Here is a 15,868-nt window from a genome sequence, read left to right on the forward strand (position 1 = left end):
TAAAGAAGTTGAAAGAATTGTAGTATATTTTTATAATCGATTTTCCTAAGTAGTGATCGAAAAAATTAATCAAGAAATTAAATTGATTATAAAAGATAAGCTTATAGCTGAACTAACTTCGAGAGGTTTAGAAAAAAAAAGAAGAGTTTGATTAAATAAGTATTTCTCCTATAAACTTATAACACTCAATATAGAAAAGCTTTATTCATTAAGATCTTTTGAGTTAAACCGAAAAATTAGAGTTAAACAATTAAGGCAACCATTGAGGATGAAATCCAATTAGAGGTAATTCTTTTAGTTCCACTTGAGTATTCACAGTATTTTGTGTTGGTGGAATCAGTAGCCATAATTGTCCGCCGACAATTGCTTCTCCTGAATTACTAGTTAATTTATCATTAAAAATGGGATTGTCACTAGTTACAACCTGATCAAATAAAAGAGCTAAACCGTCGGGGGATAAACTAATCTTTATATCCCGATAATCGGATAAAGTTGCCAAAGGGACCATAGCTCCTTTTTTAAGATCAAACTTCGCAAAATAAGGTTGTTCTTTGTATTCTTCAGTATTTACCAATTCGGTTAGTAAGCAATAAAGAATAGTTCCCTTTAAATTGAACTGACAATCAATGATAGACCCTTCAGTTGTTAGGAGTTCTTTTTGCACCCCTTGATTATTCACATAAAAAAGTGATCGCATGTAACGCAAATTAGCATCATCTGTATTGAAGTCTACCATAGCTGCCGCTGAACCATTAGGAGCAAAATTGAGTAATTGACCGAATTTAGGTAAAAAATCCAAGGGTTCAGCCAGAGGTTCTAGGGGTAAAATTCCAATTCCTTCTCCCCTAGCTACTGCTAACGTCTGGCTATCAGGAGTAATGGAAAACTCTCCCCCCGTTACTTTTAACCGTTCCGGTTTGTCTCCAGATTTCAGCATCCACAGATCAAAATCAGCTGGATTTTGGCGGTTAACTCGTTGTACTACAATAATTTTTCCATTATCTGACAAATCAAATTGGTTATTTTGATAGTCTTCATTATCAAGTATCAGTTCTATTTTCCCTGGTTGATTAGCCGTAGGGTTATCCACCCCATTATCAACTCCTGTTGTCACTTTATACAGTTGCAATTCTCGTAATCCCTCAATTCCTCGACCTTGAGAGGCAGCCGAAAAAAGGATGTAATCACCTTGAGGATAAAATTCAAAGTCAATGACAACTAGCTCTCTAGGAGTTAAAATTCGCTTATTCTGTCGGGTTAAATTATAAAAAACCAGTCTTCCTTCTTCTTTCCCTTGAGTTCCAATGTAAGCTAAAGCGCGATCACGACTTTGAAACTCTCCCATAAATGGTTCCATTACTTCCCCTGGTTGTCCTTGTTGTCTAAACCGTTCCCTGGCCCCAGAAAGATGGATTTGATAGGTTTGTCCGTAGGGAACTGGATTTTTTAAGGTGTAAGCCAGTCGTCGTCCAGCCCAACTGAATTTACCAGGAACAGGAGGATCAATCACTAAATTTTTTTCAACACTAACAGTATCCATCGGGCGATCAAAGGTTAAAATAAATGCTCGATCTTTGGCCCCAATTTGCTTATTTTGCCAGGTTAAACTTTTAACTCGCGGTCCTTTTCTTAAAAAACATTGACTTCCACAGTTTTTTTCTCCTATGATCAAACCTACAATGACCAACATTAAGGCGGCCATGATAAATAAAGAAATTCTGTCAATAGGTCGCAATACTAACTTATTCATAAGAACATAGTTAAACAACAATTAATTTCTTTTCAAAAAGTTATATTTTAGTTTAATATCCATAAGGAGAATCAGGAGTCGGAATAGTCTTAATAGACGTAGCTTCTAACACCAATTGACGTTTTTCTGTAGGGTTTTCTTTCATAGTTTGTGTATCAATTTTTAGAGTTTCTGTCATCATTAATGCTTCTACTTCTAACCAAGTATCAGGAGGATAAGCACTGCGATCACCCTCTAATTTTAAAGGCAACCCTACCGGATAAGCATCTACTGCACAACAAGTAATAATAAAACGACTTAGAAAAATGTAATTGTTAGGTAGAATAGGGGAGTGAACGACAAATCCTGTGACTTTAGCCTTTTGTCCTTTATAGGCATCAGGTTCAGGATAAGCATTCAAGGTACGTATCCATTCTATGAGGGATCTCTCCTCTGGTTTCACAGTAGTTCTAAAGGTTTGGGTTTGAGTTTGAGTGATGGGCAAAGATTCAGAAATTCCCCTTTGTAGTGCCATTTGACTGTTGAAAATGGTTGGAGGAATCACTAATCCAGTAATCGCTGTCACAATTAACAAACCACTGCTCCATCCAGGTGGAAATAAAGTAATATGTTGAACGGACTCAAAATTTGCTATATTAGTGTTTTTGCGGCTGATATTCTTAATAACTTGCCAGGTTTTGAGCCCAGCTAACAAAAAGAGGATAATACTGGTGACAAAAACCAGCCAAAAGTAATTGGGGTGAATCAATAACTTCAACTGACCAGTTACCCAATATTTAAATAATAAAATCGCCCAAGTCAGTAAGGCTAAAACATCTAACCCTGGTAGGAGACGCCTTAGAAAAGATTGTAATTTCGAAAGAAAATTCATTATTATAGCTAGTATCACCTGATTAGGCACTGTTTTTATTTTAGAAAAAATAACTATGATATAAGGCTAAGATAAAGGTTAATTGAGCAATTAAGACAAACAAATAAATCAACATTCTGGGTTTAAAGATTGAAAACATCAAACCGATTGCTTTAATATCAATCATGGGACCAAAGACCAAAAACGCGAGCAAAGAACTTGTCGTGAAGGTAGACGCAAAGGAAAGGGCAAAAAAGGAATCTACTGTTGAACAAATAGACACAATTGCCGCTAAGAGCATCATAGCTATAATAGAGCTAATGGTTCCCTGACCTAAGTCAAGAATCATTTCACGGGGAACAAAGACCTGTAAACAAGCAGCAATTGAACTCCCTAAAATTAGCATTCCTCCCAATTCTCTTAATTCTTGTACAACATTATCCAAAACTAGTTTAAATCGTTTAGTTGAGTCTGGAGTAGAGTTTGTGGATGAGGCAATCGCTGTTTCTGCCATTGCCTCGATTGATAAGGGTTTTCCTGGTTTATCAAGTAAAAAAGTTCCTGACTGCAGCAATGTCAGGCTATCTTGACGAAAGCCTTCTTGAGTTGACAAATTCCTTTTACTTATCTGATGGCGTAATCTAGTGACTCGTTGTGCTAAAAATGGTTGCAACAGAGGGCGGGAATCTTTTTCGACACTGAAAACACAGCCCATGAACACAGCAATGCTTAAGGAAAATACAATCCTAAAAACAACAATTTCTGGTTGTCCCCGAAAAGCTACCCAAGTTGACCAAATAACAACAGGATTAATGGTCGGGGCAGCTAATAAAAAACCAATAGCTGCTGAAGTAGGTATTCCCTGCATCAACAGTCGTCGCGCTACTGGAACGTTTCCACATTCACACACGGGGAACAAAAAACCAATACAACTACCGGCCAATGCTCCTAAAAAGGGATTTTTAGGCAATATTTTGATTAATCTTTCCTCATCAATCAATAGCAGTAAAATACTTGATAGTAATACTCCTAATAAAAGAAAGGGAAAAGCTTCTATCAGCAGGCTAAGAAATAATGTGAAGGCGTTATATAGTTGACTCATTATCAGTGATTTGAGGATTTCTTTAGGCTGAACTTATCCTAAACCTTAAAGGATATGAGCACCTTAACAAATCCCTTGATTGGTTTATTATGGAAGCCCGTGCAGCACAAATTTATAGTTCAGTATTGATAGAATAATAAATAATGCCTTACGTCTTCAATAAACTTAAGGACGCCCGTAATAGCATAATAGGATTTAAAGAAGAAAATCGGGTTAAATTACAGGCGGAGGCAGAACGAGTAACCTGTAGGTTTAATAGCTGATAATCCCAGGATCTTTTCTTAAACCAGTCTATAGCAACAGCTAAGTTTTCCACTGTTGCTAGTGCTATAACTAAGATTCCATCTTTAGCCAACTTATCTTTGCAGACTTCTAAAATTGGAATAATGTTTCCCCCACTTCTTCCCATAAAAATACGATGAGGTTGGGGTAAGTCAGCTAGAATACCAAGGGCTTTTCCATGAATGGGGACAACATTAAAAGCTTTAAGATGCTGCCAGTTTTTTCAATAAATGTAATTACAACTGCTGTTTTTTCTAGAGCATAAATTTTGGAATTAGGACATAATCTGGCAATTTCAACAGATACATATCCTGTTCCTGCGCCAATATCCCAAACAATTTGTTTATTATCTAGGGATAATTATCCCAGAATGCTAATGCAACTTTCTTGTTTTGTAATCAATCCTGGTCTATCTTTAAAGGTAGAAAATAAATTATCAGGCAGACCAAATAAAGGTAAGTCATTAAGATCAATTTATAAAAAGTTATTTAAAGGTTTTTGTAAAATAACAACAATATTAAGAGAAGCAAATATATCAGGTTTATTTTCTGCTAAAGAATTAGCAGAAAATAAACCTGTATTTTTTCAGTATAATATACTTTGTTTTTACAAACTAAAAATTAATAATAATAAGATAAATTTAAACTAAGATAAAAACGAGTAATTACTGATAGATTGTGATTGTGAGTGCGATATGTTAAAATAACATTTTTATTAACTCCCTGTTTAAATAAATAATGCAATTAAGTTATCTATTTATCGTCCGTAAATGCTGATAGTTTTAGTGTCTTGCCAAGGTATTTTAGGTAAATTAAGTACTAATTGTATACTACTTATATGAGTATAAAACTTTAAATTTTTTGTTGGCAAATACTCTATCAATAATCCTCCTAAAAAAAAATAGATCTCCAGTCACTAAGATAAGAATCCAATTCTGATTGTCTTTTTCTTTATTAATTTCTTTGATATTTTTAAGTAAATCCTTCATGACTATTATTTTAGCAGGATACTCAAGAAAGTAGCTTAAGTGTTATTTACTTCCAACCAATAATGTAGCTTTATTGACAATTTCTTGGACTAGTTTAGTTAGTCCCATTACTCTGTTTAAACTAATTACTATTACTTTAATCATAATTATTTTAGACAATAGAGGTAATTTATTGATTTCCTGTTTTCTTGAAATGCTACTATCAATAAAATTTTAAAAATAGCAGAGGTAAGTGTTAATATCCCTTTGCAACCTTATACTCTAATCTGAGGCATACTAGTTTTAGCTAATATTTTTTGTGAGTAAACTACAGAAACAAAACCAACAGAGTAATCAATAATCAAGGTTGATTTTACTTTAGAAGTGACCAATTCTTTACATAAAGCTATTAAAGCAGTGGGGACATTTCCAATTACATAAATAGATTGAGGATATTGGTTAAAACAATTTAACAATCCAGTTTCGGTATGAGGTTTTCCAGGTAGGGCGTTGCTGACTTGTTCTATAGCAGCAATAATAGTATTTTGAAACGTTTTATTGACTAAAGTAAAGATTCCTTGTTTAACTATTGTAATATCGGTTACGATAGTCTTTACTTTTGGGCAAAAATTTGATGGTTTTAGTAATTGCATCAGGGCTAAATTTAAGTAAATCAATAAAATCAAAATCTGTGGTAGAATGGATAACACGACGAGCAATTGCATACTCAAATTTATTAAGATTACAATCTCCAACTTCACGATCAATAATCGCAAAACTTTTTTTAACAATTGTATGATTAAATTGTTGATTTATTTTTGGCAAAAACCTTCATCAAAATAAAAGGAAATAAGAGATTTATTATAAATTTTTTAGTAGGTTTATAGAACATTGCCATTATGGATAGATTGATTAACTACCAGAAAAGACTTGGTGAATATCTACAAAACTGAGAAAAATACGTTGCCCTGATACTAAAAAAAATTGGTAAGTAACATAGAAATAGTTATCCCTATTGTTTATTAATAAATAGACTTTTTTATCCTCTATTTTGGGGTTATCTTATTACTGTTGCCTTGACGAATATTAGTTTATGGAAACAGAGTTTGAGACTATTTATTATGTCTCAGTATCTTCTACTCCTGATACCTATGCTGTTACGCTTAAAACTAAGTAAGTTTCCGTTAATTCTTTCACAATGTAGATAACTTCTCTATGTGCACCTATGGCGCAACGACTAAAACTAACTAGCTGCTGAACAGTAATAGTTTTTAACGTTCTTTAAGCCGTACGATTGCGTTAAGTTGGTTCATCGCCGTAGATATAATCAAATTAAAAACCAGATAAGTTATCATAACAATCAATAACATTTCTACTGCCTTTCCAGTTTGGTTGGAAACAGTATTAGCGACAGCATAAATGTCATTATAACCAATAGCAACTGCTAAACTAGAATTTTTAGCTAGATTGAGAAATTCACTTGTTAATGGCGGAATCATAACTCGTAACGCTTGGGGAAAAATTACTAACCGCATTACTAAACTTGGGTTAAGTCCTAGTGCTTTAGCTGCCTCCCATTGTCCTTTAGACACTGATTGAATACCGGCCCTAACGATTTCAGCAATAAAGGCCGCCGTATAAATGGTTAGTCCCAATAACAATGTCGCAAATTCGGGGGATAAATTTAATCCTCCTTGAATGAGATTAATGTCACTATTATATTGAGGCAATTGCCAATCAATACCAAAGATAAAAATTAATGAAACAAAGATTAATATCCCCAGCATTAGTCCTTGATAAGGTCTTTCTTTTTTTTTCAACTGAACTATCATTTGATTCCGTTTACGCCAAACTAATCCAGCTAAAAAACTATTGAAAATAATAAATCCCAAAAACAAGAAAGTTTGTAAGTTACCTAAAGGACGAGGAAGATAAATTCCTTGATTAGAGAAGAAAATTAAATTATAAAAGTTACCAGGCTCATAAATTTTAGGGAATTTTAAAAAAACGGCAAAATACCAAAAAAATAATTGCAATAGTAAAGGAGTGTTTCGTACAGTTTCTACGTAAATTGAAGCCATTTTCCGGACTAACCAATTATCAGATAGTCTTCCTAATCCGACAGTAATACCGACAATAAAAGCTAAGACAATACCACTAATCATTACTCTTAAAGAATTAAGTAATCCCACTAAAACTGCCCTGCCGTAGGAATCAGTAGAATTATAAGGAATCAAAGAGTCAGAAATACTGAAAGATGCTGTGCGATCAGAATCAATTAAAAAAAATAATCCAAAATTTAATCCTAATCGTTTAAAATTATTAACCAAATTATTACTTAAAATTAATATAACTAATCCTAAAACCAGGACAATGAATACTTGAAAGAAAGTCTTCAGAAAACGAGAGTCTCGCCATAATAGTATTTTTTTTTTGTCAATCATTTTAGTTAGTAATTAATAGTGAATAATTTTAAAATTGTTAATAGCTTTAAAGCATAGTACTTCATGTTTAAAAGTTAGCAGTAAAACAGCTTCGACATCAGCTATTAAGTATTACTCCTTAACTATATATAACATCCTATCTAAACGGTGGGGAATAAAGCAAACCGCCATCAGTCCAAAGTTTATTAAGTCCTCTATTTAATTTCAATGGTTGACCAATGTTGCGTTCATAAATTTCACCATAATTTCCGACATGCTTAATAATGCGGAAAGCAAAATCATTAGGTAATCCTATGTCCTCACCTAATTTATTATCCAATCCTAAAAACCTTCTGATATTAGGATCTTCACTAGATTCAAAGGTTTTTATATTTTCGGACATAATGCCAAATTCCTCTGCTTGCATAGTAGCAAAAGTAATCCATTTCACTGCATCAAACCAATCAGGATCTCCATCGGCGACAACTGGACTGAGTGGTTCTTTAGACATAAAAACCCCCAGTATAACATGATCATCTTTTTGAGGAAAAACAGAACGACGGGCTACTAATTGAGACCGATCTGCAGTAACCGCCTCGCAGCGACCTTCCTGATAGGCAGCATAAAGAGCGTCCACATCATCAGAAATAACGGAATTATAGTTTTCTACTCCCCTTTTACGCATCTGATCAGCTAAATTCTGTTCTGTAGTAGTTCCAGCTAAAACACAAATTGATTTAGCTGCCAAATCTTCCAATTTAGTTGCCCCACTCACTTTAGTCACCATGATGCCTTGTCCATCATAAAAAACTATAGGGGCAAATGCCACACCTACTGAGATGTCTCGACTCACTGTCCAGCTGGTATTGCGATTGAGAATATCTACTTCCCCTGTCTGGACAGCCGTAAAGCGCTCTTGTGCACTAAGCTTACGGTATTCAACTTTGGAAGGATCATCAAATAAGGCTGCCGCGATTGCTCGACAGATGTCCACGTCCAAACCAGAATATTGCCCATTTTCATCTACAAAACTAAACCCTGGCACTTCCCCATTAACTCCACAAATTAGGTGTCCTCGTTCTTTAACTATTGCTAGACGACTTCCATTAAGGTCTGTTTTTCTCTTCTCGGCAGTGGGTTGAGTAGTCCTTTGTTGGCTTCCACAAGCCGTTAATGGAACTACTGAACATAAAGTCGCCAAAACTAAGGACAGCCATTTAGCCATAAACCAGGTTTGCTCAAACATTTGTTACTTTTAGGATTAATGTGATGTATCGATACTAAGTTATCCCTTCAAAGGATTTTAAAAACTTTCAGCTTTATACTAAATCAGATTTAGAGTAATTCAATGATGATGTTAGAGTAAGAATTGTTCTTTGATTCAAGCTACTGCTTATGATGATCTGTCTTTGATGATTTTTGACAATCGCCTCAGCAATAGCTGATCCTAAACTAGATTCTTCTGAACTTCGATGAATATGAGACCGGTTAAAACGATATAAACGGTCCAATAGATGAATTTTAGGGTTTTCTAAAATGCCTTTACCATTATCTTTAACAGCAACCTGTTGTAGGCGAACAAGATGGTCGCGCTTGATTAGTTCTTGTCTCGCCTTTTTTATTGATGCTTTGGTTTTCTTGACGTTGGTCATATTTTTTCCTTTATCTAGGTTGCGCTAAAAACAAAAGGTTATTGACCATATTTCCTAACTGTTAAGTTAAGTTAAGTATCCTACTACTTCGAGCTGTCGTTGTTGCATTTAAAAATCTGTTTCAAAATAAGCTAAGTCTATCTGAACATTAGGTTGAACGATGGCGATGGGGCTTCCCAACTTATTAAAAGCATCGGTAGCAGATTATAATTATTTAGGATTTTAGGCAAGATTCCCAGGCAGGTTCGATCACCAGCTTTAAAAGGAACTTGAGTAATAGCCCTCACCATCCTAATCTATACTCAATAGCTGGATAGATTTAATTATCTTAAACTAGGGATAATTTGCTGTTAGATATTTTAATACATAACGATTACGGTCAGTCTTTTGAGTAATTTCTTCTGAAGATGTGAGCGCCTTCCATAAGTGTTTCAGGATATTGTAAATCTAGTTTACTAGATAAATTCTAACGCAGAAAAAGACCTCTCTTACAAACAGTAACAACAGGATAGCTGTCACAGCAGTATATCAAATCGCTAAACGAGTGATTTATATTGATTAATCTCTTTAGTTTAATACTTTTAAAGAGTCAAACAAGCATGGATTTTTTAGTCAAGCTGCGATGAAATTACAACAAAACAAACTGATTCTTTAACTTGCAAGGTTTTTAAGACTTCAAATATTTTACCTTTTAATAGTTTTCAAACTTATCATCCACTAATTTATCACACTCAGTCTAGAAGAGCCATAATTGTTTAATTATGGATAGGTAATTAAATTTTATTATAATCTTTTTTTTTAAAAAAAAATCGTTTCTTTAGTTTTCTTGCTGTATCTTAACCATGGCGTTTTGGATTTTTTGTTTTAAGGTTTCGTCTCCTTGTGCTTTTTGAGTCATGATATTAAACTTACTCGCGGTAAATCCGCGTCGTTCAGCAATAGTTTTAGAACTATTGCAAAAATCAACTGCAATTTTTTGCGCTTCGCCGGGTAATTTTCTAAAACTTTTAGGACTATCACAAGCAATTTCTGGGGGAGAATCATTGATAATATCTTCAATTTTTTGGTATGCGATTTGACGTTGAGATTCTATAGTTAACACAGTTCTAGCATAATTAATAATATCGCTATCAGTGATCTCCGAAATTGACGACGGATCTTGTCGAGAAAAGATGGGGACAATATTACATCCGTGGAGGATACCGATAAGTGCTAGTAAACTAGCCATTAAAGAACGAGTCAATGTTCTGTTCAAATTCAATAGGGAACAGTGAATAAACACCATGCGCGCTAACCGTCAAGTATATAATACTATTGGAATCTCCGCCCGAGTTTCTTCTTTGTTTTGAATTATTTTAAGTATTATAAGTTCCTGTGATCTCCAAAAGAAACTTAGACTACATCGTTCATAATTTTTCCTGTTTCTATCCATCTGTGTGATTCTCAATTATCTATTTTTTTTTATGACTTACTTAAATAATTCTGTTTCAACAACTTTTACCAATATTCAAGAGACTTCATTTATCCATATTCCTGTTTTATCGCAAGAAGTCATTGCCGGATTAAAAATTTGTCCGGGAGGACATTATCTGGACGCAACAGTGGGAAGTGGTGGACATAGCTCCTTAATTTTAAATGCCTTTCAAGATGTGCGGATAACTGCTATTGATCGCGATCAACAGGCAATTGCGGCAGCTAATGCCAATTTAGAAAAATTTGGTCGAGAACGAGTTCGGTTCTGGCAAGGAAACTTTGCTGATTATCCAGGAAAACAAGCAGAATTTTCGGGCATTATCACTGACTTGGGTGTCAGTTCTCCACAATTTGACCTTCCTGAACGGGGGTTTAGTTTTCGTCATGAAGCTTCTTTGGATATGCGGATGGATCAAAACCAGTTGCTAACGGCGGCTGAAATTATTAATTGTTGGAATGAAAAGTCTCTAGCTGAACTTTTTTTTCATTATGGAGAAGAACGGCAATCACGACTTATTGCTAAACGCATCGTACAGCAAAGGCCATTTTATACCACAATCCAACTAGCCCAAGCCATTGCTCATACAGTTTCTACTAAATACCGTTATGGACGTATTCATCCTGCTACTCGTGTTTTTCAAGCGTTACGAATTGCAGTGAATGAGGAACTCGTGTCTTTAGAAAGATTTTTAGATCGGGTTTCCCAGTGGCTAAAACCTGGAGGAAGGATCGGAGTTATTAGTTTTCATAGTCTCGAAGATCGTATTGTAAAGCATCGTTTTCGTGACTCTTCAACACTGAAAATAGTAACTAAAAAACCAATTATTTCTCAACCCCAAGAAAAAGCTATAAATCCTCGTTCCCGTTCAGCTAAACTCCGATTTTCTCAGCGTATGAAAGATTGAGGATATCGAGAGTAAAGATTTAGCTTTTCGTTATTTGAATTGATAATTTTGACTGTGAGAGAACTTTGGAGCAGGAAAGAAAAGCGTTAAACGTCTATAATTGAATCTCTAATAAGCGATTCAAATGCACAACAGCTTAACCATTAACTACTCATCAAGAGATTTATCTTTAACTTCGCGAACAATACGGAAAAATTCATTTTTTTCATCGATAGTAATTCGAGTAGGAGAACCACTGATGATGCCTTCGTAATTACGGAATGAACCCTTAATTCTTGGACCGCCTTGATCAATAGTGTATTCTCGAATCCCTTTATCATGCCAAGACCCTCGCATTTTAAAGACATTAATCGCTCTGGACATTTTCCCTCTAATTTCCACATATTGCAGCATGAGAATGGTATCAGTAATGGTGGAAATATGAGATTCCGTAATAGAATGAGAACCCATAAATTTATCAGTTGTGTTGGTAAAAAACCCTGTTATTTCTTCTTGTTTTGCATAACCTGTTACCTCAATTACAAACTGACGAAAGGCGTTGTGAGTAACTCCTCTTGCTAATGCTGAGAGAGAATCAATAGCAATTCGTGAAGGTTTAAATTCAGAAATCTCTGATTTAATGATCTGTAAGTGATCCTCCAATCCTGCAGATTCAGGATAGCTACATAATAATTTCAGTAGTCCCTTCTGTTCCATTTTTTCAAAATCAATTCCCCAGGAAAAAGCATTTCGAGATAATTGGGCATGAGACTCTTCATAAGCAAATAAAATTGACCTTTCTCCTTGACTACAACCTTCTTCCAAAAACTTATTTACCAGCAAAGTTTTACCAGTTCCTGTTGCTCCAGTTACCAGAATAATTGAGTCTTTAAAAAAGCCTCCTCCACACATTTCATCAAGAGTTTCAATTCCAGAAGAAGCTCGAGTATTTGAAGAACGCTGAGTAAGTCGCATAGCTCCTAACGGAAAAATATTAATTCCATCATTAGTAATGGTGAAAGGATATTCTCCTTTCATATGGGTTGTCCCGCGCAATTTAAGAATTTCAGCTGTTCTTCGACGACGTTCTCCTTCTAAAACATTTCGTAAAATGACTACATTATCAGAAACGAATTCTTCTACCCCAAAACGAGCGATTTGCCCGTATTCTTCCACCCGTTCTGTAGTCATAATTGAAGTAACCCCTAGGAGTTTTAACCGTGCTACTAAACGGAAAATCTCTCGACGTACCACGGATGCTGCATTATATTGTTGAAACACTGCCGTTACTGAATCAATAGAAACGAGTGTTGCTTTGTACTTGTGAATTGCATACTGGATACGTTCAATTATAGCCGAGAGATCAAAACTTCCTACCACTTCTTGTCCATCAGGATCAGGGGAAGCATCAAGAATAAATAGTTGACCCTTATCAATAATTTCTTGTAAATCCCAACCAAAACTATAGGCATTTTGAATAACGTCTGCTGGCGATTCCTCAAAGGTTACAAATAATCCCGGATAATCAAAATATTTAATCCCATGATAGAGAAACTGAATTGCTAGTAACGTTTTACCAGTTCCTGATGTTCCACTAACCAAGGTGGTTCTTCCAATGGGAAGTCCGCCATGGCTAATTTCATCAAACCCTTCAATCATAGTCCGAATCTTACAGACTCCTTTAGGAGGTAGTTTTTTTGGTATTTGCCTATTAGGAAGCGATTCATTCATTGTTGATTTATTGATTCTTCTTATTTAAAATTAACGATAATTTCATATACAAATATATGTAAGTTGCTCTTACTATATATTAGCAAATAACATGGAGATTTTTTTTGTAAATTATCTTCTCTTTCTTTAATTTTTTCATAAAAAAGATATAAGCCAATAATAACTTTTTCTCTATCTGAAATATCGCCTATAATCTTACGAACAAGGAAAAATAAAATTTTAGTTAAAGTGGTTTTTTCTAAAATTTTATTTTCCTCAGGTAGTTGAGGGTTTTTAGGATATCAATAACTTTGAAAGCATAAACTCCTTTAAATTTATCTTCAAGACTATTTTAAAGTATTTTAAAAGCTCTGACACAGTTAGTGGTATTGCCTGCTACATAAAGCTTAAGACCATAGGGAATTTTGAATTTTTTCATCGGCTAAAAATCAGGAGATTTTGATATAAAGAATATTGTTTAAAAATATTTTTTTACTTCTGTAGATCAGCTACAATAAAACCATAATTAATACAAACTTCAGGTCTTATTTTGCAAGATTATTAAGGCTTATAAGACTTGTTTTTTAGAAGAAATATAGTTTCTATTTTTATAGAATGAAGTTAAACTAAAAGTTTTATAAGTTATTAGTAATTAATTTATCGTACTTAATCTAGAAGAGCTAATTTTTTTATTTCTCAAAAAGTCTGGGATGGTAACAATGCCTTTATATTTTTGGTAAAGTTAATCAAACATAAAGATTTTCCCTGGGAACTGAGCAACGATACATTTCTCCCAAATGTGCTAAAACATCAATGATAGTGAAGCGGTAATCTAAAAGAATTTCATCACTGCGGCCTTCTATCTTAAGCTGCTGAGAAAATTCGTCTATTAACTCCATATGAATTTCTAAAATTTTAGAAATTGCAATATTGGCAAAAAAAGCTTTGTTCACAAACTGATCAATAAACTGGTTAATTTCAGTCTCATCACTAAAGTAATTAAGAACAATTTTTCGATATTTTTTAGTTAAATAATTAATAAGTTCTTCTTGCTGTATTTTGGAAATATTTCGAAAAAAATATCTGGGATTTCTCTTGTAAAACACTCCTAAATAGCCCAGTCTTTCCTTGAGCTTTTTTGCTAACCGACGTTGTTGTAAGAGCACAAAACTTAACTGTTTATCAGGAACTAAGACTTCGGGCAAAGAAACTGGACTTTTTGTTAAAGAATAACTTGGTCCCAAACGTAAAAATTGCGCAATAGCTAGATCAAGAGATTTTGCCATATTATCTAAGGTCGTTACTGGCTGTCGTACCTCCGCACTATGATAGAGACACGCTAGGGTTCCAACTTTATCTGGAAAAACGTCTGTATCTAACTCTGGTTCAATAATAACCACCGGAAGTAGGATTTCTTGTTCGTAAAGTTGATTAAATAAAGAAGAGACCGTAGTATCTCGGAAAATAACGAGACAGTCAATTTGTACGTCACGACTGTTTACTAAGTCGAGCAACTCCTGAGAAGAGTCAACTAGTTGAATAAAATAAGACGTACTGCTCAGAATATTTGTCAAATACTGGGCAATATGGTGATTACTGATATAGAGACAAATTGATAATCTAGATTGCAAGGTTTTAAGATTAAGAACTAGGTCACTAGAGAATTATAAAAGAAAAAACTGAATAGTATTAGCAACTCCTTCACATAAAAGTTAACATAAATACTTTGTTAACACAAATACTTTCATATCAGATAATTCAGCGTCTTCGACTAAACTCTTTTAAACAAAATTAAGTGATCATTTACTAGTTGACTATGATCACTTAATTTTCGTTATAAAAATATATCTGCATTTTATAGAAGGTAAGATTAAATAAGCCTACCTTCTATAAAAGCAGTTAAAAACTAGTAATTGCTAAATACTAGTCTATCCAAAAATATAGTTAACAGAATTAAAAGAGCAAGAACTTTAAAAGTTAACTAATGAACCCCCAAAATTAGTCCAGAACAAGGATGAGAGCCCAAATTTTATACGTAAATTTTAAAAAATAAAATTATAACAATAATTTATAGATATATTATTAAAGTAAAAGAAGAATTGTGCTTGGTTTTTTTTAAAAAAAATAATTAGGAATCAAGAAGAGGTAAAATCTTTTGGATATTTTTTATATGAATGATGATAAAAATTTATTATAGCCAATAATAATCTAATTTTTATAAAAAAATAAAAGTTTAATTAACTCTTTCCAGGATTTCTATTTTTTTATAAAAGAGCCAGAAATAAGCAATAATTAAAACAAAAAATAATGATTTTATCAAAAAAATATTTAAAAATACATGTAATTATGTCAATATAATTACATGTATTTTTATCTAAAAGATAACTATAATCATGGGAGTTAAATTTATTTAAATTTAACTCTACTTAAATAAAAAATAGTTGTTCGAAACCACTCTACTCATTATCTACATAAATAGACCATAAACTTCTGTTATTATCGAATATGAATATTAAGTATCTTAAAAAAAGTTCAATTAATTAGTAGTCAATAGGTTTAAATTTAACTGTGCTATGTGACTCCAAAAAATTAATTTTTATAGAGATTAATTTTTTGGAGTTTATAAAGTTGCACAAAACAAAATTTTATAGCTGATTTAGATAGTTTATAAGTTTTTTAACAAACAAATATTTGTAAATTTATTACACTAATTAATCATTTGTAATTTATGAGCCTTCAAAGACCACTAATCAGGGCAAGATCAAGATTAAAATA

14 protein-coding genes and 1 pseudogene are annotated in these 15,868 nt (G+C 33.5%); 2 read left to right on the forward strand and 13 right to left on the reverse strand.

Annotated elements, in window-relative coordinates; translation table 11 throughout:
- Positions 1-250: 250 nt before the first annotated feature.
- The 4 genes from ETSB_RS01490 to ETSB_RS10170 form a co-directional block, all read right to left on the reverse strand.
- A complete protein-coding gene (locus ETSB_RS01490; RefSeq protein ID WP_044105879.1) occupies positions 251-1,750 on the reverse strand; it encodes an Ig-like domain-containing protein in 1,500 nt (499 codons plus the stop codon).
- A gap of 52 nt (positions 1,751-1,802) precedes the next feature.
- On the reverse strand, positions 1,803-2,621 hold the full coding sequence (locus ETSB_RS01495; protein WP_044105880.1) for a TIGR03943 family putative permease subunit: 819 nt from the start codon (positions 2,619-2,621) through the stop codon (positions 1,803-1,805).
- Positions 2,622-2,661: 40 nt separating this feature from the next.
- Positions 2,662-3,702, reverse strand: coding sequence for a permease (locus ETSB_RS01500; RefSeq protein WP_044105881.1), 1,041 nt, complete (start codon positions 3,700-3,702; stop codon positions 2,662-2,664).
- Between the two features lie 148 nt (positions 3,703-3,850).
- Positions 3,851-4,111: a hypothetical protein gene (locus ETSB_RS10170; protein WP_232509836.1), complete on the reverse strand. Its 261-nt coding sequence runs from the start codon at positions 4,109-4,111 to the stop codon at positions 3,851-3,853.
- A gap of 141 nt (positions 4,112-4,252) precedes the next feature.
- Between ETSB_RS10170 and ETSB_RS10180 the strand changes: the two genes are divergently transcribed.
- Positions 4,253-4,633 (forward strand): hypothetical protein, encoded by a 381-nt coding sequence (locus ETSB_RS10180; RefSeq protein WP_232509837.1) that lies wholly within the window; start codon positions 4,253-4,255, stop codon positions 4,631-4,633.
- A gap of 593 nt (positions 4,634-5,226) precedes the next feature.
- Here the strand turns inward: ETSB_RS10180 and ETSB_RS10580 are convergent.
- The 6 genes from ETSB_RS10580 to ETSB_RS01530 form a co-directional block, all read right to left on the reverse strand.
- Positions 5,227-5,604 carry a precorrin-8X methylmutase gene (locus ETSB_RS10580; protein ID WP_332403716.1) on the reverse strand — a complete coding sequence of 126 codons (378 nt, stop codon included), beginning with the start codon at positions 5,602-5,604 and terminating at the stop codon, positions 5,227-5,229.
- Complete coding sequence (locus ETSB_RS10585) at positions 5,534-5,776, reverse strand: precorrin-8X methylmutase (RefSeq protein WP_332403718.1); 243 nt, start codon at positions 5,774-5,776, stop codon at positions 5,534-5,536. The genes ETSB_RS10580 and ETSB_RS10585 overlap by 71 nt, the downstream gene beginning before the upstream one ends.
- A 446-nt stretch (positions 5,777-6,222) precedes the next feature.
- Positions 6,223-7,395, reverse strand: coding sequence for an amino acid ABC transporter permease (locus tag ETSB_RS01515; RefSeq protein ID WP_044105882.1), 1,173 nt, complete (start codon positions 7,393-7,395; stop codon positions 6,223-6,225).
- Between the two features lie 136 nt (positions 7,396-7,531).
- The gene (locus ETSB_RS01520) at positions 7,532-8,599 is read right to left on the reverse strand and encodes an amino acid ABC transporter substrate-binding protein (RefSeq protein WP_044107545.1); all 1,068 of its coding nucleotides are present in this window, start codon (positions 8,597-8,599) and stop codon (positions 7,532-7,534) included.
- 94 nt (positions 8,600-8,693) lie between these two features.
- The gene (locus tag ETSB_RS01525) at positions 8,694-9,026 is read right to left on the reverse strand and encodes an ATP-binding protein (protein ID WP_044105883.1); all 333 of its coding nucleotides are present in this window, start codon (positions 9,024-9,026) and stop codon (positions 8,694-8,696) included.
- 817 nt (positions 9,027-9,843) lie between these two features.
- Positions 9,844-10,281: a DUF4168 domain-containing protein gene (locus ETSB_RS01530; RefSeq protein WP_232509839.1), complete on the reverse strand. Its 438-nt coding sequence runs from the start codon at positions 10,279-10,281 to the stop codon at positions 9,844-9,846.
- Positions 10,282-10,489: 208 nt separating this feature from the next.
- Between ETSB_RS01530 and rsmH the strand changes: the two genes are divergently transcribed.
- Complete coding sequence (gene rsmH, locus ETSB_RS01535) at positions 10,490-11,404, forward strand: 16S rRNA (cytosine(1402)-N(4))-methyltransferase RsmH (protein ID WP_044105886.1); 915 nt, start codon at positions 10,490-10,492, stop codon at positions 11,402-11,404.
- A gap of 147 nt (positions 11,405-11,551) precedes the next feature.
- Here the strand turns inward: rsmH and kaiC are convergent, their stop codons facing one another.
- From kaiC to ETSB_RS01545, 3 genes and pseudogenes are all read right to left on the reverse strand, one after another.
- On the reverse strand, positions 11,552-13,114 hold the full coding sequence (gene kaiC / locus ETSB_RS01540; protein ID WP_044105888.1) for a circadian clock protein KaiC: 1,563 nt from the start codon (positions 13,112-13,114) through the stop codon (positions 11,552-11,554).
- A 20-nt stretch (positions 13,115-13,134) separates the two neighbouring features.
- Positions 13,135-13,532 (reverse strand): annotated as a pseudogene (gene kaiB, locus ETSB_RS09095) (circadian clock protein KaiB).
- Positions 13,533-13,839: 307 nt separating this feature from the next.
- Entirely contained in the window at positions 13,840-14,724 is an 885-nt protein-coding gene (locus ETSB_RS01545; protein WP_044105889.1) for a circadian clock protein KaiA, read from the reverse strand.
- Positions 14,725-15,868 lie beyond the last annotated feature (1,144 nt).

Origin of the sequence: cyanobacterium endosymbiont of Epithemia turgida isolate EtSB Lake Yunoko (assembly GCF_000829235.1) — a bacterium.
Classification (GTDB): domain Bacteria; phylum Cyanobacteriota; class Cyanobacteriia; order Cyanobacteriales; family Microcystaceae; genus Rippkaea.

What these genes read in the sequence shown, in the direction of transcription:
- ETSB_RS01520 (WP_044107545.1), bottom strand. Translation starts at nt 8,599, where the DNA reads ATGGCTAAATGGCTGTCCTTAGTTTTGGCGACTTTATGTTCAGTAGTT.
- rsmH (WP_044105886.1), top strand. Translation starts at nt 10,490, where the DNA reads ATGACTTACTTAAATAATTCTGTTTCAACAACTTTTACCAATATTCAA.
- ETSB_RS01495 (WP_044105880.1), bottom strand. Translation starts at nt 2,621, where the DNA reads ATGAATTTTCTTTCGAAATTACAATCTTTTCTAAGGCGTCTCCTACCA.
- ETSB_RS01515 (WP_044105882.1), bottom strand. Translation starts at nt 7,395, where the DNA reads ATGATTGACAAAAAAAAAATACTATTATGGCGAGACTCTCGTTTTCTG.
- ETSB_RS01500 (WP_044105881.1), bottom strand. Translation starts at nt 3,702, where the DNA reads ATGAGTCAACTATATAACGCCTTCACATTATTTCTTAGCCTGCTGATA.
- kaiC (WP_044105888.1), bottom strand. Translation starts at nt 13,114, where the DNA reads ATGAATGAATCGCTTCCTAATAGGCAAATACCAAAAAAACTACCTCCT.
- ETSB_RS10170 (WP_232509836.1), bottom strand. Translation starts at nt 4,111, where the DNA reads ATGGGAAGAAGTGGGGGAAACATTATTCCAATTTTAGAAGTCTGCAAA.
- ETSB_RS01525 (WP_044105883.1), bottom strand. Translation starts at nt 9,026, where the DNA reads ATGACCAACGTCAAGAAAACCAAAGCATCAATAAAAAAGGCGAGACAA.
- ETSB_RS10580 (WP_332403716.1), bottom strand. Translation starts at nt 5,604, where the DNA reads ATGCAATTACTAAAACCATCAAATTTTTGCCCAAAAGTAAAGACTATC.
- ETSB_RS01490 (WP_044105879.1), bottom strand. Translation starts at nt 1,750, where the DNA reads ATGAATAAGTTAGTATTGCGACCTATTGACAGAATTTCTTTATTTATC.